This window comes from Flavobacterium cheonhonense, assembly GCF_035671315.1.
Lineage (GTDB): Bacteria > Bacteroidota > Bacteroidia > Flavobacteriales > Flavobacteriaceae > Flavobacterium > Flavobacterium cheonhonense.
Genome location: NZ_JAXAVY010000001.1, coordinates 415,740 through 433,420 on the forward strand (window position 1 = coordinate 415,740; position 17,681 = coordinate 433,420).

The 17,681-nt window shown below is 38.2% G+C and carries 13 protein-coding genes; 10 read left to right on the plus strand and 3 right to left on the minus strand.

Going from position 1 to position 17,681, the window contains the following annotated elements; genetic code table 11:
- Nucleotides 1-43: 43 nt before the first annotated feature.
- Both SK086_RS01780 and SK086_RS01785 read right to left on the minus strand, forming a co-directional pair.
- Nucleotides 44-1,312, minus strand: coding sequence for a hypothetical protein (locus SK086_RS01780; RefSeq protein WP_324689343.1), 1,269 nt, complete (start codon nt 1,310-1,312; stop codon nt 44-46).
- Nucleotides 1,312-1,902: a Crp/Fnr family transcriptional regulator gene (locus tag SK086_RS01785; protein WP_324689344.1), complete on the minus strand. Its 591-nt coding sequence runs from the start codon at nt 1,900-1,902 to the stop codon at nt 1,312-1,314. Before SK086_RS01785 ends, SK086_RS01780 begins: the two co-directional genes overlap by 1 nt.
- A 143-nt stretch (nt 1,903-2,045) precedes the next feature.
- Between SK086_RS01785 and SK086_RS01790 the strand changes: the two genes are divergently transcribed.
- From SK086_RS01790 to SK086_RS01820, 7 genes are all read left to right on the plus strand, one after another.
- Nucleotides 2,046-2,420 carry a hypothetical protein gene (locus SK086_RS01790; RefSeq protein WP_324689345.1) on the plus strand — a complete coding sequence of 125 codons (375 nt, stop codon included), beginning with the start codon at nt 2,046-2,048 and terminating at the stop codon, nt 2,418-2,420.
- A gap of 108 nt (nt 2,421-2,528) precedes the next feature.
- A complete protein-coding gene (locus SK086_RS01795) occupies nt 2,529-3,383 on the plus strand; it encodes a FixH family protein (protein ID WP_324689346.1) in 855 nt (284 codons plus the stop codon).
- A 62-nt stretch (nt 3,384-3,445) separates the two neighbouring features.
- On the plus strand, nt 3,446-5,431 hold the full coding sequence (locus SK086_RS01800; protein ID WP_324689347.1) for a TonB-copper family protein: 1,986 nt from the start codon (nt 3,446-3,448) through the stop codon (nt 5,429-5,431).
- Between the two features lie 62 nt (nt 5,432-5,493).
- Nucleotides 5,494-7,506, plus strand: coding sequence for a M13 family metallopeptidase (locus SK086_RS01805; RefSeq protein WP_324689348.1), 2,013 nt, complete (start codon nt 5,494-5,496; stop codon nt 7,504-7,506).
- A 417-nt stretch (nt 7,507-7,923) separates the two neighbouring features.
- Nucleotides 7,924-10,965 carry a choice-of-anchor I family protein gene (locus SK086_RS01810; protein ID WP_324689349.1) on the plus strand — a complete coding sequence of 1,014 codons (3,042 nt, stop codon included), beginning with the start codon at nt 7,924-7,926 and terminating at the stop codon, nt 10,963-10,965.
- A 128-nt stretch (nt 10,966-11,093) separates the two neighbouring features.
- On the plus strand, nt 11,094-11,861 hold the full coding sequence (locus tag SK086_RS01815) for a DpnI domain-containing protein (protein WP_324689350.1): 768 nt from the start codon (nt 11,094-11,096) through the stop codon (nt 11,859-11,861).
- Nucleotides 11,861-12,061 (plus strand): hypothetical protein, encoded by a 201-nt coding sequence (locus SK086_RS01820; protein WP_324689351.1) that lies wholly within the window; start codon nt 11,861-11,863, stop codon nt 12,059-12,061. Before SK086_RS01815 ends, SK086_RS01820 begins: the two co-directional genes overlap by 1 nt.
- An 8-nt stretch (nt 12,062-12,069) precedes the next feature.
- On the opposite strand, the gene SK086_RS01825 is transcribed toward SK086_RS01820, so the two are convergent.
- On the minus strand, nt 12,070-12,549 hold the full coding sequence (locus SK086_RS01825) for a DNA N-6-adenine-methyltransferase (RefSeq protein ID WP_324689352.1): 480 nt from the start codon (nt 12,547-12,549) through the stop codon (nt 12,070-12,072).
- A gap of 643 nt (nt 12,550-13,192) precedes the next feature.
- On the opposite strand from SK086_RS01825, the gene SK086_RS01830 reads away from it, so the two are divergent.
- From SK086_RS01830 to SK086_RS01840, 3 genes are read left to right on the plus strand one after another with little or no spacing between them, the layout of a single operon-like run.
- Nucleotides 13,193-14,410, plus strand: a complete 1,218-nt coding sequence (locus SK086_RS01830) for a DNA cytosine methyltransferase (RefSeq protein ID WP_324689353.1) — start codon at nt 13,193-13,195, stop codon at nt 14,408-14,410.
- 3 nt (nt 14,411-14,413) lie between these two features.
- Nucleotides 14,414-16,792 (plus strand): ATP-binding protein, encoded by a 2,379-nt coding sequence (locus tag SK086_RS01835; protein WP_324689354.1) that lies wholly within the window; start codon nt 14,414-14,416, stop codon nt 16,790-16,792.
- Entirely contained in the window at nt 16,789-17,658 is an 870-nt protein-coding gene (locus tag SK086_RS01840) for a hypothetical protein (protein WP_324689355.1), read from the plus strand. Before SK086_RS01835 ends, SK086_RS01840 begins: the two co-directional genes overlap by 4 nt.
- Nucleotides 17,659-17,681 lie beyond the last annotated feature (23 nt).

Genomic DNA, 17,681 nt, shown 5'->3' on the forward strand with positions numbered 1-17,681 from the left:
ATACAAAGTACCTAACTATGAAACAGTTATTTTATGATTGAACTCATAAAACCGGAGGAATTTTAACTTTTTTTATCGAGTAGTATGTCGTAACCGCAATGCCGGAAACCAACAGTACCGCTACGGCAAAAAGCAACTCATTCACCATAGGAATTAAAGTGTAACTGAAAGACGCAATACCTTGAACTGCCAGAACCAATTCGTTTAAAAAAACGCCGACAGAAAACAAAATAATCCCAAACTTTATCGGTTTGCTGATGTAGAAATAATGGTTCACATAAATATAAAACAGTAAAAACAAACTAATCACCGCTAACAATACCAGATGTAAATAGGCAATTACTATAGGGCGGAAACCAAAAGCCAACTGACTCAAAGCCGGAATGGTGGAACCGAGTTGCAATACTATTTTAATGCTGCAAGCCACCGCAACAAACAATATAATGTAGCGCAAAAAGAACGGGTAATTCTCAAAATAACCTTTTCGGGTTTTAACCAAAACAGCCAGCAGTTTGAACCAAGCATAACTTTGAACAAAAGCCGCCACTACGGTTAAAACATAAAGCCAAATGGGTAAGTTTAACCACAAGGTTGATAAAAAATACGCCGGGATACAAGCCGCAAAGAATAACCAAAACACTTTTTTAAAGAAAGGATGCTCTGTTGATTTTAGGTTCAAAAAATGGAATAGTAATCCCATACAAGCAAAGAAAAACCAACCGTTGTACTGGAAGTGCAAATAATAATAAATGGAGGCCAAATATTCGTTTTGGTGAATGTTTTTGGTAATCATCATAAAGGCCAGTAGAAAAGTCCCAAGGGAAGAAATCACATTGAAGAAAATCGCCGCTTTAAACCAAGGTACCGAAAGCCATTCGGGACTAACCTGTTTCAAATCTTTCCAAAATTGGTACCCGAAAACATAAGCCACTACAATAGAAGCTGTAGAAAATACAATCGATAAAGTCGCATAGCCTTGGATGATGAAAAACACCAACATTCCATAAGCGCAAATCAAATTGGCTGTCAATAAGGTGTTGTACGAAAACGTCCTTTTCATTTTTGTCACCCTGAGCGCTCCCGAAGCTTCGGGAGAAGGGCCTTTTCTCTCCAAAAACCCAACCATCAACACCATTAAAGTGTGACTAATCCAACCGGCAAAAGCAAAATGAGAATGGGAGTGTTGCAAATTTTTTTGGTTCAGAAAAGGAAACTCAAACCCAATTTTGTAGCGCATCAACAATCCCAATGAGGCTACGATAAGTAAATTAAGCAATGAAAATTGTAACCAGAACTTCGCCTTAAATTGCATTAGAAATAGATTTTATGGTTAACGATGTCTACCTTTTTGTCTTTGGCCATTTTCGATAAAGCGCGAATAACAGTCTCTACTCTCAATCCGGTAAAATTGGCTATCTCTTGTCGGGTAAACGGAATTTGTTCTTTTTCGTTGGAACATTTTCCTTTTTTATGGGCGTTTAAAAACGCCAGTATTCTAAACTCGGGTTTTTGGTTGATGATGTCTTTCGAGGTCATCGCTTTAGAATGAATCCGGCGCGACATCTGTACTAAAAACTGTTTTTGTATGGTTGGATATTCCTCCAATATTTTCAGGAACTTGTCTTTGGACAACTTTACAATCACGCTATCCTGAAAAGCTTCTGCTGTCGACGGATAACACTCATCAATAAACAAAGGCGGTTCGCCAAAACTTTGCCCGCTCGAAAAATACCCTTGGGTAAATTCTTTGCCTTCATCGTTAGAGTTGTACATTCTAATGTTGCCTTCTACAATTTGATAATAAAAATTGGCCGTTTCATCTTCACAAAAAATCATCTCACCTTTTTTATATTCCTTAGCAATGGCACCCCAAGTGTAGAGTAAATCTAAGTCTATTTGCATAATTGATTTTGAGTGTTTTAAGCTAAAAAACCTTATTTTATAAGGCTTTACAGCTAATGGTTACAAATTTAGTTTTAATAAAAATACTAAAAATATGACTGAAATCATACAAATAGCGGTTTTTTAACTACTATCTTTGTCTCATGAAAAAGTTACTAATCATAGTCGCGCTTGTAATGCTGGCCAAACCGATACTTCCGGTGGTCGACTATATGATTAACTACGATTACATTTCAAAAGTACTTTGTGAAAACAAAGCCAAACCCGAATTAAAGTGTAACGGAAAGTGTCAGTTGATGAAAGAATTGGCCAAAGCTTCGGAAGAGGAAAAACCAATTACCCCGGTAAAAAAAATCCAAGTACAAGAAACCGAAGTGCTGTTCTTTCAGGAAATCCAACCGTTATTGACTAGACAAACTTTTTTTCAGCATAAAAATGCTATCAGCAACCACTACGCCAATCTTTACTTTCACTTAGCGAGTGGTTCTGTTTTCCATCCGCCCACTTATTCCGCTTAAAAACTTTTTATTTTTTGATCAATCTTACTGAGATTGACCGGACGATTTATGTCCGAATCGCATTGGAAAATCTTCCAATCAAATCTTTATTATTTAAAATTTACAATCATGAAAACCTTATTAAAATATACGCTTTCCTTATTCCTATTGGCCTCAGCCCTAACCTTTACTGCTTGTTCTTCAGACGATAGCAATCCCGAAGCCGACGAATTGGCCAACCTAACCAAATTCCAAGAATTCGCTAACGAAACCCATACTATCGAATTGTATTCCCACATGGGCAGCTTGGAACAAGGCTATAACGAAGTCGCCCTACGCATCAAAGACAACGCCACCGGCGACTACGTAAAAAATGCTGAAGTCAATTGGATGCCGCTCATGCACATGACCATGATGAACCACTCTTGTCCTAAATCGGCAGTAGAAAAAGTAACTACAAACGGTACCTTGTACGAAGGTTACATCGTTTTCCAAATGGCGCAAAATGCAACAGAATATTGGGATTTAAAAGTAAACTACACCATCAACGGCACTGCCTATTCAGCCACTGCTGTTATTGATGTTCCGGCTTCGACAGAACGCAGGGTTAATACCTTTACCGGAACCGACGGCACCAAATACATCGTGGCTTATGCCGAACCACACCACCCAAAAGTAGCCGTTAACGATGTGGTTTTCGGGGTATGGAAAATGCAAGACATGATGAATTTCCCGGTAGTAGATGGTTACACGGTAAAAATCGACCCGAGAATGCCAAGCATGGGCAACCACAGTTCGCCAAACAATGTAGATGCCACTCAAGTAACAGCCGGCGGTTTATACGAAGGCAAACTATCGTTAACCATGACGGGTTACTGGAAAATCAACTTGCAATTGTTGAATGCCGAAGGTACCGTTTTAAAAGGGGAAGCCATTACCGACACCGTGTTGGAAAGCAGCATTTTCTTCGAACTCGAATTCTAAAAAATCCACTCCAAAAAGGTCTTGCTCATAGCGAACAAGACCTTTTTTAAATCTCAGATGCGATGAAAAATATATTGCTGTTGCTGTTGTGCAGTGGCTTCTTTTCCTATGCCCAAGAAACCAAAGATTCCTTGGTGCCTAAAGACTTAAAAGAAGTTATTGTCATCGGCAAAAAAACACAAATCCACGAAAAACAAAGCAAATCGCTGGCTACTATCGATGAGTTTCTCGACAAAGGAAGCAAAGTCGATTTGGTCAAACGCGGCGCTTATGCTTGGGAACCGCTCATCAACAGCATGGCTACCGAGCGAACCTTAATCACCATAGACGGCATGCGCATTTTTGGCGCCTGTACCGATAAAATGGATCCGATTACTTCCTATGTAGAAGTCTCTAATTTATCGGAAGCTACCATAAAATCCGGGCAGCAAGGCTCGTGTTTCGGGTCAACCATTGGTGGTGCCATCGATTTAAAACGAAGCCAAAACCGTTTCGGAAGTCAACAATGGGATTTCGCCCTCAACACTGGTTTCGAAACCAATAACCGTCAGAAAATCGTAGGCTCTTCTGTGAATTATGCCGACAGTACGTATTACGTAGATACCGATGTCATGTTCCGCGAAGCCGACAATTACGCCGCGGGAAACAACCGTGAAATTTTGTATTCTCAATTCCGAAAACTGAATTTCTCCGGTACCGCAGGGTTCAAATTCTTTACCAATAAACTACTGGAAGCTTCCGTCATTTACGACAAAGCCACCGATGTTGGTTATCCGGCCTTACACATGGACGTATCTTTGGCAGAAGCGTTAATTACCTCCCTGAAATATGTAGTAATTCCGAAATCATCCTTAGTGAAAGACTGGGAAACCAAAGTGTATTTCAACACCATCACCCATCGCATGGACGATACCACGCGGCCATCAGTTCCCATTCACATGGACATGCCCGGCTGGAGCAAAACTTTTGGGATGTATTCTAAAGCGACTGCCGTAAAAAATCGCCATCACTTTTTGGCCAACTTCAATGCGTTTTATAACCAATCCGTAGCCGAAATGACCATGTATCCGAACGACCCTAACGAAAACCTGATGTTCATGTACACTTGGCCCGATGTGCGCACCTTATACACCGGTTTATTTGCCGAAGACCAATGGGTTTTCAACTGCCACTCGGGACTGAAATTGTCGGTTTCAGCCGGAAGTCATACCAACGATGTGGCGAGTGATTTTGGCTTACAAAGTCTGCAAATCTTTTACCCTGAAATGTCGCGCCAAAAAACGCGTTTCCTAAAAAGCATCGCCGCCCATTACAACTACCACAAAGGCGAATGGGAATACGGCTTCGGTTTGGGTTATGGCGAAAGAGCTCCGTCGGTTTCCGAAGGCTATGGCTTTTACCTATTCAACAGTTCCGACCGCTTTGACTATGTAGGGAATCCAAACTTAAGCAACGAAAAATCCATCGAAACCCATGCGTTCATCGGATATAAAAAGGAAAAAATCAGTACCAAAATCAGCAGTTCCTTTTTCCGCATTTCGGATTATATCATTGGGACGCCCGACACTGTTTTAGTCCCTATGACCATAGGCGCGAGTGGCGTAAAATTGTACACTGCGTTGTCGTATGCCACGATTTTTAACGTCGATTGGAATTCGGAAATCGCCCTCAGCAACTCCCTGAAATGGAATGTCGGCCTATTGTATAGTTTAGGCAAAGACAGCAACGGCAATGCCCTTCCGCTGGTTAATCCATTGAGCTATAAAACGGCTTTAACGTTTACCAAAGTAAAATACAATGCCGCAATAGAATGCGTTGGAAACACCGCTCAAACCCGTTACGGTTCGGTGTATGGCGAAACCAATACCGCCGATTTTGCCTTATTAAATGCTAATTTCGGTTACAAATGGGTAGTTTCAGGCAGCAAGTTATACACCAAAATAGGCGTCGAAAATATACTGGACGCTTATTATACCACTTACTCCGACTGGAACAAAGTGCCGCGTATGGGAAGAAATATTTTTGTGAATCTGAATTTCAATCTGTAATAGCCAAATAAAGCAATGGCTTTTTTCATTACCTTAGCTTTTCAATTCAATCAAAAATATAAATGAGAAATGCAACCCTTACCTTGCTGGCAGCCTTATCTTTAGCTTCCTGCAGCCAAAAAGAACTCACTTCGGGTATCAACAAAAAAAATATGGATACGCTGGTCAAACCCGGCGATAACTTTGCTATGTACGTAAACGGTACTTGGATGAAAACCGCCAAGATCCCGGCCGACAAATCCTCTTATGGCGCCTTTGATATGTTATACGATCAATCGCAAAAAGACGTCAAAGCCATTATTGAAGAAGCCGCCAAAGGCAACAATGCCGAAGGTACCGACGAACAAAAAATAGGCGATTACTACGCCTCGTTCATGGACCGCAAAGGCCGAGATGCTAAAGGAATTGCGCCCATCCAACCGGAGTTAAAAGCCATTGATGCTATTGCTTCCTACGATGACTTGGCTGCTTATTTCGGGAAAGCCAACCGCGCCGGTGTTGACATCCCGTTTTCCGTATCGGTGATGTCGGATTTTAAAGATCCTACCAAACACACCTTAATTACTTGGCAAGGTGGCTTGGGCCTACCGGAGCGTGAGTATTATTTGGCAACCGATGCCAAAATGACCGACATCCGTCAAAAATATGTGGCACACATCGAAAAGATGTTCCAACTAACCAACATGCCAAACCCTGCGGAAAGTGCGGCTAAAATTATGGCGTTGGAAACGGCATTGGCCAGCCAACAAATGAAAAAAGAAGACACGCGCGACATTGTAAAATTGTACAATGCTTACGCGGTAAAAGACTTAAAAACCTTGATGCCCGACTTCAATTGGACGGCCATGCTGAAAAATGCAGGAGTTGCCCAAGAGAAAAAATTGGTGGTAACACAAGTGGATTATACTAAAAGCTTGAACAACCTCATCAAAAACACGCCTATCGACACTTGGAAAACCTATTTAAAATGGGGTGTGATTAATGGTTCTGCCGGCTTATTAACCACGGCACTCGACAAACAAAACTTCGAGTTCTATGGTAAAAACTTGTACGGTACCGAAAGCCAACAAGAAGATTGGAAACGCGCCGTAGAAATGGTGAACGGTGGTTTAGGTGAAGTAGTTGGAAAAGTGTACGTTAAAAAACACTTCTCTCCGGAAGCCAAAGAGCGCATGACGCAAATGGTGAAAAACCTTTTGAAAGCCTACGCCGAAAGCATCAAAACCCTCGATTGGATGAGTGCCGCTACTAAAAAAGAAGCCTTGAAAAAGGTAGATAATTTTATGATTAAAATTGGCTATCCCGACCAATGGCGAGACTACTCTGCCCTGAAAATTGTGAAAAACGATTTGTACGGTAACGCTACCCGTGCGACCGAATTTGAATACAACCGCAACTTGGCCAAATTAGGCAAACCGGTGGACCGTGCCGAATGGGGCATGAATCCTCAAACCGTAAATGCTTACTACAACCCATCGCTGAACGAAATTGTATTCCCGGCTGCCATTTTAAAACCGCCTTTCTTTGATTTAAATGCAGACGATGCTGTAAACTACGGTGGAATCGGAGCCGTTATCGGACACGAAATTGGTCACGGTTTTGACGATCAAGGCAGCGCCTTCGACGGTACCGGAACCATGAAAAACTGGTGGACACCACAAGACTTAGCGGCCTTTAAAAAGAGAACTTCGGCTTTGGTAGCACAATACAACAGCTTTAAAGCCTTCCCTGATTTAAATGTGAACGGCGAATTTACCCTAGGCGAAAACATAGGCGACTTGGGCGGACTAAGCATTGCCATCAAAGCCTACAAAGCTACCCTAAACGGCAAAGAAGCACCGGTAATGGACGGCTTTACCGGTATGCAACGCGTGTTCTTGGGCTGGGGACAAGTATGGGCCGAGAAAATCCGCGAAGAAGCTTTGCGCAGTCAAATTGCAGGCGACCCACACTCGCCGGCCTTATTCCGTGTGAACGGAACCGTACGCAACATTCCGGAATTCTACGAAGCGTTCAATATTAAACCTACCGACTCCTTATACTTAGCACCCGAAAAGCGTGTGAAGATTTGGTAGTAGTTACCACTTAATTTATAAGAAACCCCGACGGAAACGTTGGGGTTTTTGTTTTGTACATTTTGTCACCCTGAGCTCGCCTGCCCTGAGCTTGCCTGCCCTGAGCGCAGTCGAAGGGTCGAAGGGTCGAAGGGCAGCAGTCACTTCGAGTATTTCAAATCGTTCGAGAACGATTTGAAATGTATCGACAAACTAAACCCTCCCACTTCGCACTTCCCACTTCCCACTTCGTACTTCGTACTTCGTACTTTGTACTTTGTACTTTGCCTTCTAACATTAAGAAATTGAAAACACTAAACCGCTTTGATAACAAAAAATAAAACTTCCGCCACCACTTCTTAATAAACCAATGTCGTTGACTTAATCACCAATTAACACTGTAAGAAGAGCTTTGCATCAATCAAAAACAAAACAACTATGAACCACAACTACGCCCAAAGATTGTTGATTTTTACCATACTGTTTTTACTGACCAATTTTTCCTTCGGTCAAACTTTAGTACACTATTGGAATTTCAACAACAACACTTCGGTAACTACCATTACTACGCCCTCTCAAACCCTTGGTGGTGCAACCCTTACTGCCATTCCGGGAGGCATCAGCACCATTGATTTTGCCGGCGGAACCGGACAAAACTTTAACGTACAAAACCTCAATGCCCGTAACGGCGATGCTTCGGGTACTCACTTGCGTTTCAACGACCCTATTGGCGGTGCGTTAGAATTTGCCTTGCCCACCACAGGTTTTGAAGACGTGATTGTAAAATTTGCTACCCGCCGCTCAGGCTCAGGTGCCGGCACCCAAGTGTGGTCTTACAGTACCGATGGCAGTACTTATACTTTCTTAACCAACATCATTCCCAACAACGGTGATCCTGCCTTAGCGACACTCGACTTCACCGCTATTCCTACTACCGATAACAATCCGAACTTTAAACTGAAAGTGGAGTTTTTACAAGGTTCAGGCGGCACTGTAGGGAACAATCGCTTTGACAATTTTACCTTGGAAGGCAATCCTTCCGGAGCACCCGATACAACGGCTCCCGTAACGCTTTTTGTTCCGGCCGATGGCGCAGTAAATGTAGCGGCCACCGTAAACCCAACTCTCACCTTTAACGAAGCCGTTCGCTTGGTTGACGACTCAGCCCTCAACAACAGTAATGCCGCTGCCTTAATCGCTTTCAAACTCGGCAATGCCTCGGGCAGCGATGTGCCTTTTACCACTACCGTAAACGGCAATACTATAACTATAGTTCCAACTGCTGCTTTAAACAACAGCCAAACCTATTACTTGGCTTTGTTGCCAAACACTATAGAAGATGTAAACAACAATGCCATCACCACTACCAACTCGGTAACCTTTACTACCGGAAGTACCACGGCCGCTTTAGCGTCTAATTTTATCACGGTAAACGAAAATGCCGTCTCAGTGGCTTTGACCCTAAATTTGTCCAATCCGCAAACAGGTTCGGTGGATGTGGTGGTTAAAACAGCCCCGTTTAGTACTGCCAATGCAGCCGATTTCACATGGACTACGCAAACACTCAACTTCAATAGCAGCAGTGCTTTAACCCAAACCCTCAATATTCCTATTGTTGACGATACAGCTGAAGAACAACAAGCCGAATATTTTGTAGTGAGCTTAGAAAATCCTGTTGGATTAACGCTTACCGGAAACACTATGGCTACGATTTACATTATCGATAACGACCGTTTGGCGCCTGTGGCCAGCGAAGAAATCGAGTTGAATTACATCGGTAGTTTTGATCCTTCGGGAAGCAATAGCAGTACTTGCGAAATTGTAGTACATGATGCCGCTTCCCAACGGTTATTTACCACCAGTGCCGTAGCCGGATTTTTAGACATCATCAACTTTGCCGACCCTACAGCGCCTTCCGTAGTTAACTCCATCAATATGAATGTTTACGGCGGTGTAACCAGTGTAGCGGTAAAAAATGGCGTAGTAGCCGTAGCCTCGCCCAATGCCGATGAAACCTTAAACGGTTCTGTAGTGTTTTTCGATACCAACGGTACTTTCTTAAACCAAGTTACCGTAGGCGCCTTACCCGATATGATTACCTTTTCGCCCGATGGCACTAAAGTCTTAACCGCCAACGAAGGCCAACCTAACACCGCTTATACCGTTGACCCGGAAGGTTCGGTAAGCATTATTGATATTTCGGGCGGCATCGCTTCGTTAAGTCAAGCCAATGTGACTACTTTGTTGTTTACGGCTTTCAATGCACAGGAAACCGCTTTAATCGCTTCGGGTGTTAGAAAATTAAAAGCCACGAGTACTTTGTCGCAAGACTTCGAGCCGGAATACATCACCATTAGTTCGGATTCCCAAAAAGCTTGGGTAACCTTACAAGAAAACAATGCGGTAGCCGAAATCAACCTTAGCAACACTACCATTACCGGCGTTTGGGCTTTAGGCACCAAAGACGTCAGCATCCCGGGCAACGGTTTTGACATCTCCGATAACAACGGTCAAGTACTTATTGCCAACTGGCCTATCAACGCCTACTACATTCCGGATGCCATTGCTAACTATACGGTTGGCAGCAACACCTATTTGGTAACCGCTAACGAAGGCGACGAAAAAGAATACGACGGTTTAAACGAAAGAACTACCGTAGGCGCGGCCGGTTATGTGTTAGACCCTGCTGAATTCCCTAATGCTGCCGTGTTAAAACAATCTTACAATATGGGGCGTTACCGTGTAACCAACCTGAACGGAAATACGGATGCCGACAGTGAGTTTGAAGCCATCCATGCCGTGGGTTCGCGTTCCTTCTCAATTTTCAATGCCAATACCCAACAGTTGGTGTATGACAGTGGCGACGATTTTGAAAGGTACACGGCGGCCAATTACCCAACCCTTTTTAATGCCGACCACGAAAACAACACCCCAAAAGGCAGAAGCCGTGCCAAAGGACCGGAAGCCGAGGGCGTAACCTTAGCCACTATAAGCGGCCAAACCTTTGCGTTTATTTCCTTAGAACGCATAGGCGGTGTGATGGTGTACAATGTAACCGATCCCAATAATCCGACCTTTACCGATTATAAAAACAGTCGCAGCACCTCAGCCTACAGCGGAGACCACGGTCCGGAAGGCATTACCTATGTCGCCCCTGAAAACAGTCCAACCGGTTTGCCCTATATTTTAGTAGCCAACGAAATCAGCGGGACTATTACTATTTTTGAAGTGAACACCACCAACCTTTCCACACCGGAGGTTAACCAACCTGAGAACACCTTTGCTATGTTCCCGAACCCGAGCGAAAACAACGGCTTGGTGTACTTTAACCGCGCCGCCGATATCGAAGTGTACGACCTAAGCGGCAAACTACTACTGTCACAAAAAGCAGCACAAACCCTCAATACCCACAACTGGGCGGCAGGCCTCTACTTGGTCAAAACAGCCGAGGGCATCACCAAAAAATTACTGATAAAATAAATTGGGTTAGTTGAATAAGTAGTTTTTTTAAACCCCGGCGGAAACGTTGGGGTTTTTTGGTGGGAATAACTACAATGAGTAGCATTTAAATTATTATTTTAGCAAATAAATTAGGTTAATTAGACTACATGGATTTAAGATTTAACTTAGCGCTTGCAGAAGGTTATAAAAGTAATTCCCAAATTGCGAGAGTATTAACCGAAGGTTGGGTAAAGCAAAATTCGTATTGCCCCAGTTGTGGTGAAAAACCACTTAATGATTACGAAAACAACAGACCCGTTGCCGATTTCCATTGTTTAAAATGCTCCGAAGAATTCGAATTAAAGAGCAAAGCTGGAAAATTTAGCAATACTATAACTGATGGAGCATACAACTCAATGATTCAAAGAATAACTTCTGAAACAAATCCTAATTTTTTCTTTTTAACCTATGACAAAAATCTAACCGTCAATAATTTTTTGATTATTCCAAAACAGTTTTTCACACCTGATATTATCATAAAACGTAAACCTCTATCGGAGACGGCAAAAAGAGCGGGTTGGATAGGTTGCAATATAGACATCTCGAAGGTTTCTGAACTTGGTAAAATATTTTTAATAAATAATTCCAAAATAATCAATCCCGAAAATGTTCAAACTGCATTTAACAAAACCATCTTTCTAAGAAATAAAAGCCAAGAATCAAAAGGTTGGCTTTTAGATATTTTGAACTGTATAGAGAGCATTCCAAAGACAGAATTTAATTTGGCTGATATTTATTCCTTTGAAGATAAATTAAAACAAAAGCACCCAAACAATAATTTTATAAAAGATAAAATCCGCCAACAACTTCAATATTTAAGAGATAAAGGAATAATCGAATTTAACGGAAGAGGTACTTATAAAAAGGTAATCTAATGAAAAAATATATATTTATAACACCCGAAGGCAATACAACAGCTCCTAATGGAAATGACATAGAAAACATGCAAGTTATAGGAATAGTTGAAGATGTAATTGATGAAAACGAAGCATTTAAAAAATTGTTATTAGAAAATGAATGGATTATAGACGCTGAATTCAACGTGGCAGAGTTTATTTGTTACGAAATCAAATAATCAAAAGATTATTTTAAAAATATAAATCTGCCTTCAATCCCGCTGTTTTTAAGAGCAGTAGCATTCGCTTTCCCATACGCTATAAAAACACTTGGAGCACCAGGCGTACCTCCTTGCACTCCTGAAACATGATAAAATTTAATTCTTCCTTTTACAAATAGTATTGCATCTGCATCATTCCAAATATGCTCAAAAAAACATTTTGTTTCTGTTCTGGCAAAAATCAATGCTATTCCGTTACCGTGAAACTTTAACTTCTCTAGCCATAATTCCATACCTCTTCCATAGGGTGGATTCAAATACACTCTTCCAAACCAATCTTTACGTAGCCCATCATCAAGTGAAGTAAAATTATTTTTGGCATGATAAAATGGTGCATCTATTGGACTACAAGGGTCCAAATCAAATTCCCCTAATTGCTTAACCAATTCAGGCGGTGTCAACCATTCTACTTTTGTATTCTCGCAACGTTCAAAAGAAGTATTCATTCTAATCAATTTGTTGCAAATATTAGATCATATTTTTGATTACACAAGTGTAAGTTGATCATTTTCAGTTGTTTAGAATTAAATAATGAAATATACTGAAATACAATAATTTACAAAAATTCCAAATAAATAATAAATGCGTAGCAAGCATAGACACAGGGGTTTTTCAAAAGATTCAATATAAAATCAGCAAACATTTTGTAATTAGAATAGATTGACTTCATTGACATAGTCTATTTTTTCCGAAAGATAACCGCTGGAAATCACTGAAGATATTACTCATTACTTCAAATCTAAATACTCCTTGTCACTCAAATAAAAAGTTGTCTTATTGTAAAGACAAATATTTTTTTACTTTACAACAAATACAATCTAATTATTTTCAGGTTCTATTTTTTCCTGGGTAGAGATAGCTAGATATAAAAACTAATCCGTTAAAACATCTTCAAACAAGAAGAAAAATAAATAGAAGGAAGGAATGTAAAAGAAGAACTTTTGAAGTTAGAGACGGCGTTATTTGGAAGAGATTTGGAGAATTATTTTGAAATAATTTTTATTCAAACCACAAAATAATTTGCTATCATATTTGTTTTTTTGTATTTTATGAGGTTTTTTTCTATATTTTTGTTCATAATGCTTTTTTATGTCAAAAAAATTAACCTACATAGACTTGTTTGCGGGCTGTGGTGGGCTATCTCTAGGTTTACATCAAGCTGGCTGGAAAGGGCTTTTCGCTATTGAAAAAAGTCCTGATGCTTTTAAAACTCTCGACTACAATCTAATTCAAAATAAAAATCATTTCGATTGGCCTAATTGGTTACCAAAAGGAGCACATGACATTAATGAGGTGCTTTGTCATTATTCTGACAAATTAAATAACCTCAAAGGCAAAGTAACCATGATAGCCGGTGGACCGCCTTGTCAGGGCTTCTCTATGGCAGGAAGACGAAATGAAAATGACCAAAGAAATCTCTTGATTGATTCTTACATCAAGTTTGTTGAAACTGTAAAACCAAAAATAATTTTCTTCGAAAATGTAAAAGGTTTTACAATGGAGTTCAAAAAGAACAAAGAAAAAGGGATTGCATATTCTTCAATTGTAACTCAAAAATTAGATGATGCGGGTTATTATGTTAAAGGACAGTTGGTGAATTTTGGTGAATATGGTGTGCCACAAAAAAGAACACGTTTCATATTAGTAGGTATTCAAAAAGAATTAAAAAAAGCATCACAAGAAAAAGTAGAAACTTTTTTCTCTTTACTCAAAGAAAATAAATTTGAGTTTTTAAAAGAAAAAGGTCTTACTGTTGATACCAATTTACAAGATGCGATTTCTGATTTATTTAAGAAAAACGGACTGAAACCGACCCCTGATTCTTTATCGTTTGAATCTGGAATCTATGGAAAAGAAAAAAACAACTATCAGAAATTGATGCGTCAAGGTGTAGGAGAGAAAATTCCAAACAGTCACAGATTTCCAAAGCATTCTCCGATAATTCTTAAACGTTTTGAGGATATTTTAGCAGTAACACATAACAGAAGGAATCTTGACTTAAGCAAAGAAGTTAGAGAACGTTTCAATATTAAAAAACACACGGTTATACCTTTAAACGGTTTAGACAAAAGTCCAACAATTACAACACTACCTGACGATTACATTCACTATGAAGAGCCACGAATTTTAACAGTCCGTGAATATGCCCGTATACAATCATTCCCTGATTGGTATATTTTTCAAGGAAAATACACCACAGGAGGAAAAAGGAGAACTCAAGAAGTGCCAAGATATACACAAATCGGGAATGCCATTCCTCCTCTTTTCAGTGAGCAGAGTGGTTTGGTTTTAAAAAAACTTATTTAAATAATGCAAACCCCTTTATCATTCAAAGTTAGTTCTGCATTGAAGAACATAATTGGAAGCGATTTAATCAATGATGATTTTATTGCTGTATTTGAACTAGTTAAAAATTCTTATGATGCACATGCAACAAAAGTTGAAATTATCTTTGATAATATTTATTCCAATAGAGGTAAAATAATTATAAAGGACAACGGTAAAGGTATGAACTACGATGATCTAGTGAATAAATGGTTATTTGTAGCATACTCAGCAAAAATAGAAGGGACAGAGGAAGATAATTATGATTATCGTGATAAAATAAAAGTGAAAAGAGCCTATGCTGGAGCAAAAGGAATCGGACGATTTTCATGTGATAGACTAGGAAACAATCTATATCTTGAAACAATAAAGGATGAACCAAATCCAAAAGTAGAAGTTCTAATTACTGATTGGAGTAAATTTGAAAGTGACATTAAAGACGAATTTGTTAATATTACAGTCCTACAAGAAACAATACAACAAAGTAATTTTAATATTGAGCATGGAACTGTTTTAGAAATAACAAATCTTAAAAGCAATTGGAATAGAGAAAAATTTCTTCAATTGAAAGATGCTCTTTCCAGGTTAATTAATCCTAATACAATTAACGAGCAAGATTCCTTCAAAATAATATTAAAAGTCAAAGAAGAACTTGAAAATGATAATCTTCAAATAAGTAAAAACAAGAAGCGAGTTGACAATCCGAAAAAACCCATTGATTCATCATTAGTAAATTATATAGATATCGTCAATGGCGAAATTCAGAATCTAATTTTTGATACTTTAGGGATTAAGACAACTTATATTGAATCAAAAGTATTCGCTTCAGAGATAGTCACCACATTATTTGAAGCTGGAAAAATGGTTTACTCTATAACGGAAGAAAATCCTTTTATAGATTTCAAAGATTTAAATTTTGCAATTTACTTTTTAAACCAATCAGCAAAATCTACTTTTAGCAGAAGAATGGGATTGCAACCAGTTGAATACGGCCACATATTTGTTTATAAGAATGGTCTTAGAATTTTTCCGTATGGTGAAAGGGGTGAAGATCCCTTAAAAATGGATAATAGAAAAGCTCAAGGTCACAGTAGATATTTAGGAACCCGCGAAGTAATTGGTTATGTTTCAATAGAAGGTGATAATAATAATTTACGAGAAACATCTAGTAGAGGGGATGGACTTATAAAAACGCAAACATACCTAGATTTAGAAAATTGGTTTTATGAGACTTTAAAAAAATTAGAAAAATATACTATAGATATAACAGATTGGGGTAATTCCCTTTCACCAGACGAGTTTATCAATTTTGATCATGTTTTTATTAAAAACAAAGGTCAAGAAAATGAGAAAATTAATGACATAAATGATAATTTAAGGAAGTTATTAAACGGATTAACAAATTCAAAAAACATTATCCGATTTGAGGTTTCAGATGAAATTTTGAGTATTCTAAATAAGAAATCTGAAAACTCGCTAAATACAGTATTAACTAATCTTACTGAACAAATAAAAACTGATTCTTTTAATAAAGATGCAGTCATTAATACAATCAAAAAAGCTGAAAAGAAAATAGATGAACTCCGAAAAGTTAAAGATGAAGCCGAAGCCGAAGCTTTTGAAAAGCTAATAGAAAATGAAAAACTTTCAAAAGAATTGAGTGAAGAAGTTTCGAAAAAACTTTTTGACAATTCAATTAACAATAGAGACAAAGAGGATTTATTAACACTACAACATCAAATAGTTCACACAGCAGGGAATATTACTTTTAGTCTTGATGAGTTAGTAAAATCAATAAATAGTAATTTATCCAAGGACAAGTTAATTGAAGAAGTTCTAAATATAAATTTAGAAGTTAAAAAAATATTAAGTGCTTCAAGATTTGTCACAAATGCTGGATTTAGTCTTGAAAGTGAGAGAATAACAGAAGATATTGTTCAGTTTTCATATGATTATGTTGTAAACAATTACATCCCTGTAAATTCTTTTATACACCAAAAAAGACCAATCAATATAGAGTTTGAACCATTAGGCAATATAGGCTATAAAACCAAATTTAGACCTTTAGAAATAACTGTCCTATTTGATAATTTGTTTAGTAATTCAAAAAAAGCAAACTCAAAAAATATTTTTATTAAATGGGTCAAACATAAAGACAGTATTATTTTACATTTTAAAGACGATGGTGATGGGATTCCCGATGAAATTAAAGATAAAATTTTTGAATTTGGTTATACAAAAACTAATGGATCAGGAATAGGACTTTATCAAACTAAAGAAACTTTAAAAAAACTTGGGGCATCAATATGTATTAATAACGATTCAAGAAAAGGAGTTGAATTTTTAATAACATTTCCAATATGAAGTTAGATTATAATATTTTATGGGTTGATGATAGAATTAAAGAACGCCCATTTCAAAAAATACTAGGCGAGACAAAAGATTTTCTATCCGATCAATACTTCAATTGCAACATCATTGAAACAGAAGACTTTAACGAATTTAAAGAGATATTTTCCAAAAAAAAAGAATTTGATATTATCATAACAGATTACTCACTAAACGAAGGAACTTTTGGAAGTCAAGTAATAGACTTTGTAAGAGATAGTGAGCACAATTTTACTGAAATATTTTTCTATTCTGCTAATGATAATGTTAAGGATATTAAACTTTTCAGTAACAACCGAATTACTTTTTTTCAATTAACAGGTGGAGATTACAAAGAATTAGAAAGTGAGATTATGGAAGTTATTAATCAAACAATAAAAAAATTTCAAAATATTGTTGCGATGCGAGGAATGATAATGAATGAAACAAGTTCATTAGATGTTGAAATTGAAGATATTTTGAGTAAAATAATTGAAAAAGGGGATCAAAAAATTATAGAGATAATTAAAAATAAGTTTCTAAAAACAAATTCTGATTTTGCTAACAGGATTACTAATTGTAATGTTGTTTCAGATTTATTATATTATATAGGTGCTAATCATAGAGTAAGATCGATTATAAGAAATATTGATAATGGGGAAATAAAAGATATTTTATCAGATTACACTAAACAGATAATTGAAGTTAGAAACCAATTTGCCCATGCTGTCCTTGATAGTGAAACAAATACATTTAAAACCAGAAATGGAATTGTTTTTAATAATGAAGAGTGCACTAATATTAGAAAAAATATTAATAGGCATATTAAAAATTTAAAAGATTTAAAGACACTTATTAGTTAAATGCCAATCCGAAACCTCTGGAC